Below are 14,670 nucleotides of genomic sequence, written 5' to 3' on the forward strand. Positions count from 1 at the left end.
TCCCGGTCAGCCCTCGGTGGCGGGTTTCGTTGCCGATTCCATGCTGTGGCGGAGCCTCTGCAGACGGCTGTCCGACAGGCGATAGGCCCAGCGTGAAAGCCTCTCCGCATTGGCGGCGGCAAAGGACTTGGCTTCTTCCGTCGCATCCGGAGCGACATTCACCGAAAAATGCGTCCAGGTTTCAACAACGCCGCCCGTGCCGGGAACTTCCGCGAAATCGACGATCACGGTGAGGCCGCCGCGGGTCTGATAGATCGCGTTGCCGAGCGACGGCTCGAAGGTCATGCCGTTCATCGACCGGACATCCTCGAAGGTCAGTTTCGTCAGCCCATCGGTGATTTCGTTTAGCGTGTAGAATGTCGCGAATTTCCGGTCTTCCGGCATATTCATCAACGCGAACGGCGTCTCGCCCTCGCCCGTACGGCGCACTTCCAGCACCTCGCCGTTCGGCGCCGTCAGATGGATCTCCTGGATCCGGTCGGCGCCGATATCCACCACCGCCTCATCCGTCCACGAGGCGATTCGTTGCACATCATCGACCTGTCCGTGCGCAAGCCAGGACCGGGCATCGCTGCTCTGCCGCAAATAGAGCATCGCACCGCCGGTGCCGCTGGTCCGGTCGTTTCCGACCAGGGCATCGACGAGCGCGCCGCCGTCCCGGCCGAGCAACCGTACCCGTGTCGCCTCCGAGCTGGCCTCCGCCACATCAGAGACACCAAGTCGGGCATAGCGCGCGGGATCGGCTGTTTTCGCCTCGACCAGCTTCAGCTCAGACAACGAGAGAATAAAACCCCGGACCTTTCCGGTGTCCGCCGGATATCCGTTCTGTTCCGCAATGCGCCAGGTTCCGTCCTCGCGGACGACACTCACCTGCTCAACCGCACCATCTTTATTCCAGGACATCTCGATCCGGGCGATATCGGGGATCTGCTCTTCCAGTCCCGGAAAGGCCGGCACGTTGTCCACCACGGAGATCGTCGTGTCATGACGCCAGAGAACGGCAAGCACTGCCGCCAAGAGCACTGCTCCGGTCACAGCGGCCAGAATTCCAAGCGAACGCAAAGTCAGCATCGGTCTCTCCCTAGCCAGCGGCCGCGGACGCATGACGGCGCCTGCGGCGCAGACTGCGCCAGAAGGCAAGGATGAGCGCCAGGACCGTTATAAGGATCGGCACCAGGGCGATATTGTAGAACCAGAGCGAAGTCTCCAGCCGATCGACATCCTCGCGGACAGAGCGCTGCACGGCACGAAGCTCGCTGCGTATCCGGAGAATTTCCTGCCGGTACGCCTCGATCTCGGCCTGTTCTTTCTCCGTCACGATAGCCGCCGATCCGTCCGGCATCCTGCGCCGCAGCTCGTCAAACCGTTGTTGCGTATCGGCAAGGGTCTTTTGCAGTTGCTCTTCCCGGGCCGCGTACTGTTTCTCAGCCTCGCGCTCGATCTGCTCCAGCACGTCGAACGGGCGGGAGGTCGAGCCACGGCCGCGCAATCCCAGAAGGGTGCTGCTGCCGGACAGGGCATCGAGGCTGTTCAGCACGAAATCGCCATTACCCGCGACAGGCACCGGCACCCGTCGGCCGAAAAACTGCTGCACCCGGACCCAGAACCGGTCCGCCAGGATATCGCTGTCGGTGACGACGATCACATCGAGCGGCGCGGTCGATTCCGTCAAGACCTGCGGGAACTTGGCCTTGTAGGTCGCATCGTCTTCCGCGCTCGGTGCCTCATCGCCTTCCTTCAGCATCTTCTCCGGCGGGCCGTCGGGGAAAGCTGTGGTCATCTTGTCGGCCGTCAGCCGCGCGGCGATGACCAGCGGTTTCGGGCCGGGCTCGTAGCTGCGCAGCAGGGCTTCCGGCGAACGCATGCCTTTGACCTGCTCGACATTCAGCTCGGCCGAGCCGAGCGAGGTCGAGACCAGAGGCGTCATCGTCACCGCCGCACCGTCGGCCAAAGCGATATGACCGGCGCTGGCAACGGCCAGCGTGCCGACATTCGTGGTGATCGGCGAGGATTGGTCGATATTGCCGCCCTTGAGTTCCAGCCAGACCACGTAATCCACCGGCCGCCGGCCTTCGCCCGGTTGCACCTTGCGCGCGGTCAGCCGGTCGGCCGCGATCCTGGTCGGATCGTAGACCACGCCCCAATGATCGAACAGGGTCGCGAGATTGCTGCGTTCCGGCGCCAGTTGCCCGAAGAACTGCGCCTGACCGCCTTCGGTCTCTGAATATGGATCGATGATTACCAGCGCTTTTCCGCCACCGAGCAGGAACTGGTCGATCGCGAACTGGGCACGCGGGCCGAGTTCGGCCGTATGGGCCAGCATGAGCACGGTGACGTCATCCGGGATCTTGTCGAATTCCGCATCGAGATAGCGGGTCTCGTAGGTCGCACCGATCTGGTCCGCGAGGATGTAAGGCGCCACCGGGGTCTGCTGCCCCATGGCGTTCATCCGCACCGTGCCCTGCATCGGCAGGCTGGTGACGATTCCGAGGACGGTTCGTTTCGGTTTCGCAAGAGAATAGATCAGGCGCGAGATATCGTATTCGAGGAAGGTTTCCCGCTCCGGCTGCAGGAACGGAATGACCTCGAGATCGTCGGTCAGGTTGGTACCGGAGATGCCGAAGAACACCTGCTCTCCACCCTCCTGCAACGGTATCTGCTGCAGACCGTCCGCGACGGCGCGGTCCTCAAGCTCGGTAAAGGGCTCCGGATCGTAGACCTCGATACGTACCTTTCCGTCCGAGCGGGCCGCGTATTCGTCGAGCAGATCCCGCACCCGGCCGGCATAGATGCCGTAGAACGGAACCTCCCGGCCCAGCGCCTCCGAGTAATAGAACTTCAGAGTGACCGGCTCCTCGATGCTCTCGAGCAGCGCTTCGGTGCCGTCGGAGAGCGAAAACAGGCCTTCCTCGGTCAGGTCGAGCCTGGTCGAGGTGAACAAAGCCGAGGACAGCACGTTCACTGCCAGGAAAAGCGTCAGCAGCAGGAACAGGGCTGCGACGGCCAGACGGCCTTGCGTGAAGAAGCTGCTACGGGTTCGAGCCGAAGGGTTTGGGGCAGAGGGAGTGCTCATCCTATTCCGCCTTCTTCCAGTCGATGACATAGGCATTCGCGGTCAGCGCAATGGCAATTGCGGAGCCGAAGAAGATCAGGTCGCGCAGATCGATCACACCGCGCTGAATAGCCTGAAAATGCGTCATGAAGCCGAAGCTGGCGATGGTCTGGACCAGCTCGCCCGGCGCCCAGTTCTCGAAATAGTTCAGCAGGATCGGCGAGCCCGCCACGGTGAAGAGGAAACAGACCGCCGCCGCGACGACAAAGGCGATCACCTGGTTCTTGGTCATCGCCGAGATCAGCGAGCCGATGGCCATATAGGCGCCGGCCATCAGGTAGCTGCCGAGATAGGAGGCGACAATGACGCCGTTATCCGGATTGCCGAGATAATTGACGCTGATCCAGAGCGGGAAGGTCAGGGCCAGCGCGACACCCGTAAAGGCCCAGGCCGCCAGGAACTTGCCGATCACGGCCTCGACCATGGTGATCGGCAGGGTCAGCAGAAGCTCGATGGTGCCGAGCCTGCGATCCTCGGCCCAGAGCCGCATGGAAAGGGCCGGCACCAGGAACAGATAGAGCCACGGGTGAAAGCCGAAGAAGGGCTGCAGGTCGGCCTGGTCGCGGGCGAGGAACCCACCGACGAAAAACGTCATGGTTCCGGCCATGACCAGGAAGATGACAATGAAGATGTACGCCAGCGGCGTGGCGAAATAGGCGGCGAACTCGCGCCGGAAGATCAGCCCGATGTTACGCATGATCGGTGACCTCGCGGAAATAATCATCAAGGCTTGCGGCGCCGGACCGGGATTTCAGGTCGGCGGGTATGCCGTCCGCCAGCACGCGGCCCCGGGCGATGATCATGGCCCGGGTACAGACCGCATCGACCTCTTCCAGAATGTGGGTGGAGACGACGATGCATTTCTCCGCGGCCATGCTCTGGATCAGACCGCGCACCTCGTGCTTTTGATTCGGATCGAGACCGTCCGTCGGCTCGTCCAGGATCAGAACTTCGGGATCGTGGACCAGCGCCTGCGCCAGACCGACCCGGCGCTTGAAGCCCTTGGACAGGGTCTCGATCGGCTGCATCACCACATCGGACAGGCGGGTCTGCGCTATCACCCGCTCTACGGCGCCCGCCACATCTTTTTCGGCAATCCCGCGAATGCGCGCGACGAAGCAGAGAAAAGACAACGGCGTCATGTCCGGATAGGCCGGTGCGCCTTCCGGCAGGTAGCCTATCGCCGCCTTCACCGCCTGCGGCTCCTGCCGCACGTCATGCCCGGCAACGACAACGGTTCCGGCGGTCGGCGCCAAGAAACCGGAGATCATTTTCATGGTGGTGGATTTGCCGGCCCCGTTCGGGCCGAGGAAGCCGAGCACCTCACCGCGCCCGACCTCGAACTCCAGACCGTCGACGGCTGTGATCGCGCCGAAACGCTTTGTCAGCTTCTGAATAGATAGTAGCGCACTCATGATCTTGCGAACCCGGCCCCTATCGGCATCTGCTGTGTGCCTTCCTGCTCGTGTACCCGATCTCACAGAAAATTCAAAGGATTGGGTTTTTACCAAGATTGATTATCTAATACCCTTTTGACCAAATTAAACAGACGCGGATAGCCGGAGCAAAATGCTTGTCTGACGATTTAGCGAAACCGCGTGGCTGGAACAGCCCGCTTTGGCGGCGGCTGAACACTCTCTCCGGTTTGGTGCTCTTTACCTATGTCGCCTCCCATCTGCTGAACCATGCCGTCGGCATCTTCTCCATCGGCGCCCTGGTGGCGAGCGGCAAGTGGTTCGCGATTTTCTGGCACCAGGTGCTCCCGACCGTAGCCCTATATTCCGCCCTGACCGTCCACCTGGTAATCGCGCTTGTCGCCATCTATCGGCGAGACTCCCTTCGGGACACGAGCCGGGCGGAGCTCGCCCAACTCACGCTCGGCCTTTCCATCCCGGTGTTCCTGATTGCCCATCTTATGGGGACACGGGTCCTGGATGAGTTTTTCGATGCCGACCCGTCCTATCTCTATGTTCAACTCGTGGTCTGGAAGTTCGCGCCGCATTATATCGCCACACAGACCTTACTGCTGCTGGCATCATGGATTCACGGCTGCATCGGCCTGCATCTCTGGCTGCGATTTAAACCCGGATACCGCCGCCTGCAGCCGCTCTGGCTCACACTCGCGGTGATGATCCCGTCGCTTTCCCTCGCGGGGTTTGTCGCCTCCGGGATGGAAGTGCTGCGCATGGCGGAAGATAGCGCGTGGCTCGGTTTCGTCCTGGAGTCTTTCGAGTTGCCGCGCGGGGAGGGACAGAAAGCGTTTCTGGGCTGGGTGGAAACCACTGAATACAGCTATTACGGCTTGGTTCTGCTGGCTTTTGCCGCCCGGTCCGTGCGCCTGCATCTGCTGAAGCAGGCCGTGCCGGATGTCACCTTGACCTACCATACCGGCCAGCAGGTCGGACTGCGTCCCGGCGCCACCATCCTTGAGACCAGCCGGAGCGCCGGCATTCCTCATGCCTCCGTCTGCGGCGGCCGCGGACGCTGCTCCACCTGCCGGGTGCGGATCGGCATCGGACTGGATGCCCTGCCGCCACCGTCCGAGCTCGAAGCCAAGGTCCTCAACCGGGTCGGTGCGCCGGACAATGTGCGGCTCGCCTGCCAGACCGTCCCCACTGTCGACATAGAAGTGACGCCCCTGCTACCGCCGGCGCAGGCAAGTGTCGAGGATACGGGGGCGCGGCCGGACTATCTCGCCGGCCAAGAGCGCGACATCGTCGTGCTGTTCGCCGATATCAGGGGCTTCACCAAGCTGACCGAACAGCGCCTGCCCTACGACACGGTGTTCATCCTGAACCGTTACTTTTCCGAAATGGGCCACGCCATCGAAAGCGCGGGCGGCCGTATCGACAAGTTCATCGGGGACGGCATCATGGCCCTGTTCGGGATCGATCGGGGCATCGAGGTCGGCGCCCGCAACGCCATCACAGCCGCTCGCCTCATGGGCGAAAACCTCGAACGGCTGAACGAGTCACTGGCCGCGGACCTCGACGAGCCCCTGCGCATCGGCATCGGCATCCATGGCGGGCCGGCCATTGTCGGAGAACTCGGCTATCGGGAAACGAGGGGCCTGACGGCGGTCGGCGACACCGTTAACTCCGCCAGTCGCCTGGAAACCCTGACAAAGGATTACGGCGTCCAGCTCATCCTTTCGGAATCCGTGATCTCGGCGGCGGGCATGTCGTTGGAAATTGGCGAGCGGGCGGAAGTTACCGCCCGCGGGCGGGAGCAGAGCATCAGCGTCCGTCTTGTCAACGACGCTACTGCTCTGCCGTCCGCAGTTACCGGGAGCGGCGGTCTTCCTTGACCGGAATCGACCTCTCCCGCCGTTCAACCTCGGGAGTCGCCGTGCGGACAACCCGGATGACGGTATTCTTGAGCTGTTCGACTTCATCGCCGAGCTGCTTCGTGGCGGTGGAAACCTCACCTGACAGCGAGCCAACGCCCTGAGCGTCACGGGAAACGACCGTGATCCGCTCCGTGACTTCACGCGCGCCAGCGGCCGCTTCGGTCACATTGCTGGCAATTTCACGGGTCGCCTGATCCTGGCTTTCGACCGCGGCCGTGATTTCCTCGCTCTTCTCATTGATGCTGGCAATGGTTTCGATGATGTTGGTGATTGCCTTGACCGCGTCTGACGTCACCTCCTGCATCCGGTTGACCTCGCCGGAGATCGAGGCGGTCGAATTCTGCGTCTGGGTCGCCAGATTCTTGACTTCCGATGCGACCACCGCGAAGCCCTTGCCGGCCTCTCCGGCCCGGGCTGCCTCGATCGTCGCATTCAGTGCCAGCAGGTTTGTCTGCTCGGCAATATCGTTGATGAGGCCAACAACCTCGCCAACCTTCCCGGCAGCTTCGGACAGGCTCTCCACAACACTGCGGGACTGTTCCGCCTGGGCTGCTGCCGACTGTGCGATGTCACCGCTCTGGGCAACATGGTTCGAAATCTCGGCGATGGATGCTGCCAGTTCCTCTGCGGCGGAGGCAACCGCTTCCGCATTGACGAGAGATTCTTCGGACGCGGCACTCACGGCCGTGGCGTTCTCACCCAGATTGTGGGCTGACCCGGCCATCTGGTCCGCGATACCGTTGAGGTGCTTGGACTCGTTCTGGACACGGGCCCATACGGTGTTCGTCTCCGCCTCGACAGTGTTCGCCATATCGTTCAGGGAGCGCTTCCGCTCCTCAGCCGAAGACTGCTCCGCAGCTTCCTGGGCTGCGCGCGCGCTGGCGACTTCCGCAATTGAATCACGCAACTTCGCGACCGCATCCATCAGGCGGCCCATTTCCGCGCGGTATCCATCCGGGACGGAGACGTCCGTGTTCCCGCCGATGACAGTGCCGATAAGCTCGACCACCTTTTTCATCGGCGTCAGGATGGAGTTGGCGATCAGGATGCTGATGAGAGCGCTGAAGATAACCGCTACTGCTGTGACGTAGATCAGCATCGTCTCGACGGCATGCTCATGCTCTTCGGCACGCTTCGCAGTCGCTTCGGTGAAGGCGATCACGCTAGTTAGGGTCGCCTCCAGATCCTTGATGAAGATTTCCTCTTCTTTCTCGATCGCCGCGATCATCGCGAAGCCCCCGTCCTTGTCGCCGGACCGGAGTTTCTCCATGAGCTCCAAGACATGCTTGTCATAAGTTTTATGAGCTTCGAGGATCTCAACAATACTCTTATCGACGCTGTCGTAATGCGCGAGCGCCTCGGCATTCAGTGCCCGTTCCACCGCAATGTCATGCATGGCATGGACCGCTTCGGCTTCCTCGACCACGAGTTTGGAGTACTTGTGGAACGCCTTGATCTCTTTCTCGAAAAGCTTGGCTGCCTTCGCGCGCACGTCGGCAGGTACACTGGGATAATTCATCTCTTCCCCGTACCGGACTGCGCGCTCGTAATGGATAGCCTGTTCGAGCTGGTGGGTCGTGACTTGCGTCAACAGCGCAGAGATCGGGACGTCCAGCTCGGCAATCTCTTCGATCTCATCCCCGATAGACCGGAGTTGAGCGCTCGCAAAAATCGCGAGGCCAACAAGAAAGGCAATGTTAATGGCGAGCAGCGCGAACATCCGCGTGCGGATCGAAAAGGCATTCAGCATTTCAAGAGACCTCAAATATAACCCATAAGCATGGCGCACCTTTTCCCAAACCCCTTAAAATTTCGTTTAAATCTGAATTTTCGTCACCCGTCAGGATGCGATGCGATCCTGTAATTCCTCGGGGAAATACCAAACATCTTGGTAAATGCCGCGGAGAATGCGCTCGGGCTCCGATAGCCGGCGTCGAGGGCGATTGCTGTGACAGGCTTGCCCGCGGAGAGCATTTCGAGCGCCGCGAAGAGACGGCAGCGCTGCCGCCATTCAGAAAAGGACAACCCGGTCTCGGCAGCGAAATGGCGAGTCAGGGTACGGCCACTGGCACCGACCTCACGCCCCCAGGCGGCAAGGTCCCGGTCATCGGACGGATCCTCGATCATCGCCAACGCAACCCGGGCCGCTCGCCTGTCCGACGGAATCGGAAGATGCAGATCGGCGGAGACCGGCTCTGTCAGCTCGTCGGCAATGACGGCGGCCAACCGGTTCTGGCGATCCCCGTCCGATCCCGCGGAGAGCTCTTTCAGATGGACGATCAAGTGCTTGAGCAAGGGGGATACGGTGACGACACCGCACCGGGACGGGACCGGGATCTCCGGCTCGTCTCCATGCGGAGCACGAATATAGAGCGAAACAAAATCGGCATCGCTGATCGCCCTGACCCGGTGCGGCACCTGGGCCGGGACCCAGACAGCCATGCCCGGCGGCACTGACCATTGCCCCTCCTCGGTCCACACCTGAAGCAGACCGCGCTCGGCGTGAACGAACTGGGCCCGGTCATGGTGATGTACGCCGGTATCGTGTCCCCGCGCGAAGAAAGCGCCGAATGCCGTGATCTGCGGCGCGGTATCGGAAAGTGCCGCGACCGCGTCCCTGATCGGTAAGTTTTGTCCGTTGGACGTCATTTTTTGACTTTTCATCGTGAGACAGACGATACGGCGCATGCCATCCTGTGGCCAGACCTTCAGGAGGGACTCCATGAATCCGCGCCGTCTGCTGCTGCTCAATCTGGGCCACGCGCTCGATCATCTCTTCATGCTGCTGTTTCCGGCCGTGGCAGCCCTTGCCGCCGCCGACATCGCGGACAGCTACGGCTCGGTTCTGGTGCTTGCCACCGGCAGCTTCATCGCCTTTGGCGTCTGCTCGCTGCCCGCGGGCTGGCTCGGGGACCGCTGGGGCCGGGAGCGGATGATGCTGATTTTCTTCACGGGGATCGGTGGCGCCAGCATCCTGACCGGGTTTGCCACCTCCTACTGGCATCTGGCCGCCAGCCTCACACTGATCGGCGTGTTCGCTGCGATCTATCATCCTGTCGGAATCGCGATGGTCGCCAAAGGCGGCGGCAATCTGGGACGCCGGCTCGGCGTCAATGGGGTCTGGGGCAATATGGGGGTCGCGGCATCCGCGCTGGCCATCGGCGCCTTTGTCGATTTCGCCGGCTGGCGTGCCGCCTTTTTCCTGCTTGGCGGACTTTCCATTCTGGCCGGGTTCTTCTGGACGCGGCTGCAACCCGATGCTCCCGTGGAGACCGTGCAGTCACGTGGCGCCGATCATGGCGCTCCGGTAATAGGCTGGCAGCGGGTCCTGCTGGTCATCGGCATCTCGGCCGCAATCGGCGGATTCATCTTCAATTCCATGACCGTTGCGCTACCGAAAGTACTGGATGACCGGCTCGCCTCCTTGTCCTATTCGGCAACCGAGGTCGGCGCCATCGCGAGCGCGGTGTACGCACTTGCCGCCTTCTCCCAGATCGTCGTCGGCCGCGCTATCGACAAACATGCGATCAAACCGATTTTCCTCGCCGTCACCGCCGGGCAGGCCGTCGCGCTGTTCGTTGCAGTCAATCTCGATGGTTGGGCCATGGTCGCCGCATCCGTTGCCGTCATGGTGCTGGTCTTCGGCCAGATCCCGATCAACGACACGCTGGTGGCGCGCTACACCCCGGACCGCTGGCGCGGCCGGGTCTATGCGGTGAAATACGTGCTGACCTTCACGGTCTCCGCCGCTGTGGTGCCGGGCCTCTCCTGGCTCTATGATACGGGTGGAGGGTTCCCTGCCATGTTCCTCGGTGCGGCCATTGCGGCAGCAATCATCACCGCGGCGGTGCTGCTGCTGCCCCGGCCCCCATCCGCCGCCATCGCGGCGGCGGAATAAGGGAACGGTAAGCGGGTTAAACCTGGCGCATTTCGGCCAGGAACCGCTGCACCACCTGGCTCAGGTCTCCGGATTTCGCGGAGACCTGCTCCGAAGCACTCAACACCTCGCCCGAGATCGTCGTGGTCTCCCGCGTCGCATCGCTGACCCCGCTGATATTTTCATTCGCGGACCCGGTACTGGCGGCGGCATCGCTCACATTGCGGGCGATCTCCTGAGTTGCAGCGCTTTGCTCCTCGACGGCGGTCGCCACCCCGGCGGAGATCCGGTTGATCTCCTCGATCCGTTCGGCAATGTGCTGGATGGACGAGACGGTATGCTTTGTATCGTCCTGGATGGTCTGGATCTGGGTCGAGATTTCCTCTGTCGCCTGAGCCGTCTGTGTCGCCAGATTCTTCACTTCGGAAGCAACAACGGCAAACCCTTTGCCTGCCTCGCCCGCGCGCGCCGCCTCGATGGTGGCGTTGAGGGCAAGAAGGTTCGTCTGCTCGGCAATATCGGTGATGAGTTTCACCACTTCACCGATCTTGGCTGAGTTGTCGGCGAGGCGGTGAACCAGTACGCGGCTCTGTTCCGCATCCTCCACCGCCTGATCGGCCACCTGGGTCGACCGCGAGACCTGCTGGGAAATCTCCGTGATCGACGCGGAAAGCTCTTCAGCGGCACTGGCCACGGTCTGCACATTCTCCGTCGCCTGGTTCGAGGCAGACGACGCCATCCCGGCCATGTTGCTGGACCGGTCAGCCGTCTGGGTCAGGCTGTTAGCCGAGCCACGCAGATTTTCAGCCGCTTCGGAGACGGACGTCAGCGTCTCCGTCGCCGTGCTGTCGAAGTTTTTGGTCAGCTCCTCGATCCGGCGGGTCCGCTTCTCGCGCCGCTCCTGATCGGCCCGCGAGGCTTCCTGAAGCTCTTCGGCCTTCAGCATGCTCTCACGGAACACCAGAACCGCCTTGGCCATCTCTCCCATTTCGTCGCCGCGCTCGGTCATCGGCACTTCGGTACTGGATTCACCGGCAGCAAGACGCGCCATTACCCCGGTCAACGCCTTGATGGGCCGCGAAATACCACGGGCAATCAGGAAGGCCGCTGCCAGACCGATCACGACACAGACCAGCGTCGCCACGACCGAGAGGATTTCCGTCTGCTCGGTTCTGTCCCGGGCTTCCGTTCCGATCGTGGTCTGCTCGTCACGGATGATCTCATAGGCACCGGCAGCATCGGCAAGAATGCCGGCAGCCGCAGGTTCCAGCTCTTCGGCGAGAATACCGTTGAGCGAAACGACATGATCCCGAACCGCCTGCAATCCTTGCTGATAAGCGGCGACACTGGTCTTGAGCGCTTCAGTCAACTCGTCGTCCTGACCGAATTGAAGGTTCGCAATCAATTCGTCAAAGCTGGTCTTCAGCGGTGTCTTTTCGGCCTCGACCAGACCGAAAGTCTCCGCTTTTTGGTCCAGCAGATAGCGGTTCAGCTCAGCGCGCTGAATCAGCAAACTGCGTAGTACCTGACCGGCCTTGTACGCCAGCTCCGCATCGTAGGCTTCGTTCGCTTCGGCCATGATCGCCGTCAGCTTCTTCTCCAGATCGGAGCCCAGCTGATTGATTTCGGCGCTCGCCACGTCACGTCTCTCGCGGCTCGCGACAACGGTCTCGAAAACCGCACCGTAGCCGGAAAGTTTATCCTGAATATTGGCAAGGCGAGCGCGCGCCTCATCCGTCGTCGCGCCATTCTCGGCAATCTCGAGATCCTCGCGCACGGCTGAAATGCCGGCTTGCGCCTTTGCAGCAGATTCGGCGCTGCCGTCGATCAGGAACTGCTGCACTTCGGCAGCGGCCTGAAGCAGATCCGATCGTGCCGCGGTCATCTGCGCAGCCTGGTTCGTCAGCTGCTGATAGCGAGTCAGCGCGCCGCCAGCCTGCAACAAGCCAAAAAATGAAGCTCCACTGTTGATCACCAGCAGGATGAGAATCCCGCCAATCCCGATCAGCAGTTTAACCCCAAATTTCATATCGTTAAACTTCGAGAACATTTGCTCTCGTCCTCCTTTTGTTTCCCTTGCCCTGCGCCCGCCATCTTGTTGTGGCAGCGTCGCCAGACTTTTATTAAAGCTCAGCTCAAATTTTGCGCCAATTGTCTAAATCTATGATTTCACAACACAAAAGGGACTTGTTCCATATTTTTTCCCGGCTGGCAATGCTATGCCATAATGGATTGGTTAAAATAATTCGGCTCAGAAACGAATTCCAGGGGAGGAACAATATGAGCAGCGAACAGACTTACGAAGTGTACGCAGTGCGCTATGCCCATAACGCCAAGCGCATGCGAAACGAGAACTTCGTCTTCCCGGATGCCCATGACGTTCCGATGCCGCTCGATTATTTCGTCTGGGTCATCCGGAACGAAGAACGCACCTTTGTCGTCGATACCGGTTTCGGCGAGGTTGCCTCCCTGAAACGGGGCTCACCGCTGCTGCGGTCGCCGACCGAAGGCCTGGCGCTGCTCGGAATTGACGCCGCCGAAGTCGAGGACGTCATCATTACGCACATGCATTACGACCACGCGGGAGGGATCGGAGAATTTCCGAAGGCGACCTTCCATATCCAGGATTCCGAAATGTCCTTTGCCACAGGGCGCTGCATGTGTTTCGAGGCTGTGCAGAGGCCTTTCGAGGTCGAGGATGTTGTCGCCATGGTACGCAAGGTCTATGGCGGACAGGCGAAATTCCACGATGGCGATGCGGAACTCGCGCCGGGCCTCAGTATCCACAAGATTGGCGGTCATTCCGCCGGCCTGATGTGCGTGCGCGTGCGCACCGAGCGCGGCTGGGTCGTGCTGGCCTCCGATTGCGCCCATTTCTACGAGAATGTCCGGGAACGCAAACCGTTCGTGATCTGCTACGACCTCGGCTCGATGATGACAGGGTTCAACACCATGGAACTGCTGGCGGACAGCCCGGACCACATTGTGCCCGGACATGATCCTCTGGTGATGGATTACTACCCGGCCCCGTCGCCGGATCTTGAAGGTGCGGTGGTGCGGCTCGACGTGATGCCGAAAAAGGCCTGAGACGTTTCTAGGCTCAGACCTCTTTCAGGAATTCGTCGACCTCGACCTGATAGCCCTCGATCAGCTTGTTGGTCTGGTTGAACATGCCGATCACGGCCATCAACTCGCCGTACATTTCCTCGGTCATGCCATGGCCACGGGCCTGCTTTGTGTGCGAACGGGTGCAATATTCGCAGCCGTTCGTCGCCGAGACAGCGACCGCGATCATTTCCTTCGTCCGGGCATCGAGGGCTCCGGGCGCCATGACCTCTTTCAGTCCATACCAGATCCGGGCCAGGGTCGGCGGATGGGACGCCAGCGTGCGCCACACATTCGGTATGAAATCGATATTCCGGGACGACATGATGTCGTCATAGACCGCGCGGACTTCATCCGGCGCGTCCTCGTAAGCAACCGGCGTGACCGTGGCGCTCATGAACGTCTCCCCATCTCGGCTATCGGAAGGCGGATGCGGGCCGGGAACCGGCCCGCGCCCGATCAGTACATGTGCTGTCCGCCATTGATCGACATGGTCGATCCGGTGACAAAGCCGGCATCGTCGGCGCAGAGGAACACCACACCGCGGGCAATCTCGTCCGCATGGCCAAGACGGCCGACCGGGACCCGGGCGACAATCTTCTCCAGCACGTTTGCCGGCACGGCGGCGACCATATCGGTGTCGATATAACCCGGCGCGATGGCGTTCACCGTGATGTTGGAGCGGGCGCCTTCCTGGGCCAGCGCCTTGGTGAAGCCGTGGATGCCGGATTTGGCAGCGGCATAGTTCACCTGACCGTACTGCCCGGCCTGACCGTTGATCGAGCCGATATTCACAATCCGGCCGAACTTCCGCGCCCGCATGCCCTCGATCACATTCCGGCACATGTTGAAGCAGCCGCCAAGATTGGTATCGATGACTTCCTGCCACATCTTGTGATCCATCTTGTGGATCGTGCCATCACGGGTGATGCCTGCGTTATTGACCACGATGTCGACCGGTCCGAGATCGGCCTCAACCTGCTTCACACCCGCCGCGCAGGCGTCGAAATCGGAAACATCCCACTTGTAGGAAGGGATACCTGTGCGTTCGGTAAACGCCTTCGCCCGCTCGTCATTGCCCGCGTAATTCGCGGCAACCGTGCAACCGGCCTCTTTCAGACCGAGACTGATAGCTTCGCCAATGCCTCGGGTCCCACCCGTTACGATTGCGACACGCCCCATTATTCCCTCCAGTTTTTGATTTAGCCGATACTTATTGAGAGAAAT

At 61.2% G+C, this 14,670-nt stretch carries 12 protein-coding genes; 3 read left to right on the forward strand and 9 right to left on the reverse strand.

All coding sequences use genetic code 11. The features are described from left to right. Nucleotides 1-6: 6 nt before the first annotated feature. Genes K328_RS0111275 through K328_RS0111290 form a run of 4 tightly spaced genes read right to left on the reverse strand, consistent with a single transcriptional unit; the run spans nucleotide 7 to nucleotide 4,527 of the window. Nucleotides 7-1,071 (reverse strand): DUF4340 domain-containing protein, encoded by a 1,065-nt coding sequence (locus K328_RS0111275; protein ID WP_028466068.1) that lies wholly within the window; start codon nucleotides 1,069-1,071, stop codon nucleotides 7-9. A gap of 10 nt (nucleotides 1,072-1,081) precedes the next feature. Further along, on the reverse strand, nucleotides 1,082-3,073 hold the full coding sequence (locus K328_RS23615; RefSeq protein WP_036553919.1) for a Gldg family protein: 1,992 nt from the start codon (nucleotides 3,071-3,073) through the stop codon (nucleotides 1,082-1,084). A 1-nt stretch (nucleotide 3,074) separates the two neighbouring features. After that, complete coding sequence (locus K328_RS0111285; protein WP_028466069.1) at nucleotides 3,075-3,809, reverse strand: ABC transporter permease subunit; 735 nt, start codon at nucleotides 3,807-3,809, stop codon at nucleotides 3,075-3,077. After that, nucleotides 3,802-4,527, reverse strand: coding sequence for an ABC transporter ATP-binding protein (locus K328_RS0111290; RefSeq protein WP_028466070.1), 726 nt, complete (start codon nucleotides 4,525-4,527; stop codon nucleotides 3,802-3,804). The genes K328_RS0111285 and K328_RS0111290 overlap by 8 nt, the downstream gene beginning before the upstream one ends. Before the next feature lie 158 nt (nucleotides 4,528-4,685). Between K328_RS0111290 and K328_RS23620 the strand changes: the two genes are divergently transcribed. After that, the gene (locus tag K328_RS23620) at nucleotides 4,686-6,419 is read left to right on the forward strand and encodes an adenylate/guanylate cyclase domain-containing protein (protein WP_051284804.1); all 1,734 of its coding nucleotides are present in this window, start codon (nucleotides 4,686-4,688) and stop codon (nucleotides 6,417-6,419) included. Here the strand turns inward: K328_RS23620 and K328_RS25800 are convergent. Then, nucleotides 6,394-8,211, reverse strand: coding sequence for a methyl-accepting chemotaxis protein (locus tag K328_RS25800; RefSeq protein WP_051284805.1), 1,818 nt, complete (start codon nucleotides 8,209-8,211; stop codon nucleotides 6,394-6,396). The two genes, K328_RS23620 and K328_RS25800, sit on opposite strands and share 26 nt — an antisense overlap. An 83-nt stretch (nucleotides 8,212-8,294) precedes the next feature. Continuing rightward, the gene (locus tag K328_RS26670; RefSeq protein ID WP_051284806.1) at nucleotides 8,295-9,185 is read right to left on the reverse strand and encodes an AraC family transcriptional regulator; all 891 of its coding nucleotides are present in this window, start codon (nucleotides 9,183-9,185) and stop codon (nucleotides 8,295-8,297) included. On the opposite strand from K328_RS26670, the gene K328_RS0111310 reads away from it, so the two are divergent. Next, the gene (locus K328_RS0111310) at nucleotides 9,184-10,359 is read left to right on the forward strand and encodes an MFS transporter (protein ID WP_028466071.1); all 1,176 of its coding nucleotides are present in this window, start codon (nucleotides 9,184-9,186) and stop codon (nucleotides 10,357-10,359) included. The two genes, K328_RS26670 and K328_RS0111310, sit on opposite strands and share 2 nt — an antisense overlap. Before the next feature lie 16 nt (nucleotides 10,360-10,375). Here K328_RS0111310 and K328_RS25805 read toward each other — a convergent pair whose 3' ends face one another. Then, entirely contained in the window at nucleotides 10,376-12,388 is a 2,013-nt protein-coding gene (locus K328_RS25805; RefSeq protein ID WP_051284807.1) for a methyl-accepting chemotaxis protein, read from the reverse strand. A gap of 230 nt (nucleotides 12,389-12,618) precedes the next feature. Here K328_RS25805 and K328_RS0111320 point away from each other — a divergent pair, with 230 nt between their 5' ends. Further along, complete coding sequence (locus K328_RS0111320) at nucleotides 12,619-13,425, forward strand: N-acyl homoserine lactonase family protein (protein ID WP_028466072.1); 807 nt, start codon at nucleotides 12,619-12,621, stop codon at nucleotides 13,423-13,425. A gap of 13 nt (nucleotides 13,426-13,438) precedes the next feature. Here the strand turns inward: K328_RS0111320 and K328_RS0111325 are convergent, their stop codons facing one another. Together K328_RS0111325 and phbB are read right to left on the reverse strand one after the other, a co-directional pair. Beyond that, complete coding sequence (locus tag K328_RS0111325) at nucleotides 13,439-13,840, reverse strand: carboxymuconolactone decarboxylase family protein (protein ID WP_028466073.1); 402 nt, start codon at nucleotides 13,838-13,840, stop codon at nucleotides 13,439-13,441. A 62-nt stretch (nucleotides 13,841-13,902) separates the two neighbouring features. After that, nucleotides 13,903-14,625 (reverse strand): acetoacetyl-CoA reductase, encoded by a 723-nt coding sequence (phbB, locus tag K328_RS0111330; protein WP_028466074.1) that lies wholly within the window; start codon nucleotides 14,623-14,625, stop codon nucleotides 13,903-13,905. Nucleotides 14,626-14,670: the final 45 nt, after the last annotated feature.

The organism is Nisaea denitrificans DSM 18348, from assembly GCF_000426505.1.
Classification (GTDB): domain Bacteria; phylum Pseudomonadota; class Alphaproteobacteria; order Thalassobaculales; family Thalassobaculaceae; genus Nisaea; species Nisaea denitrificans.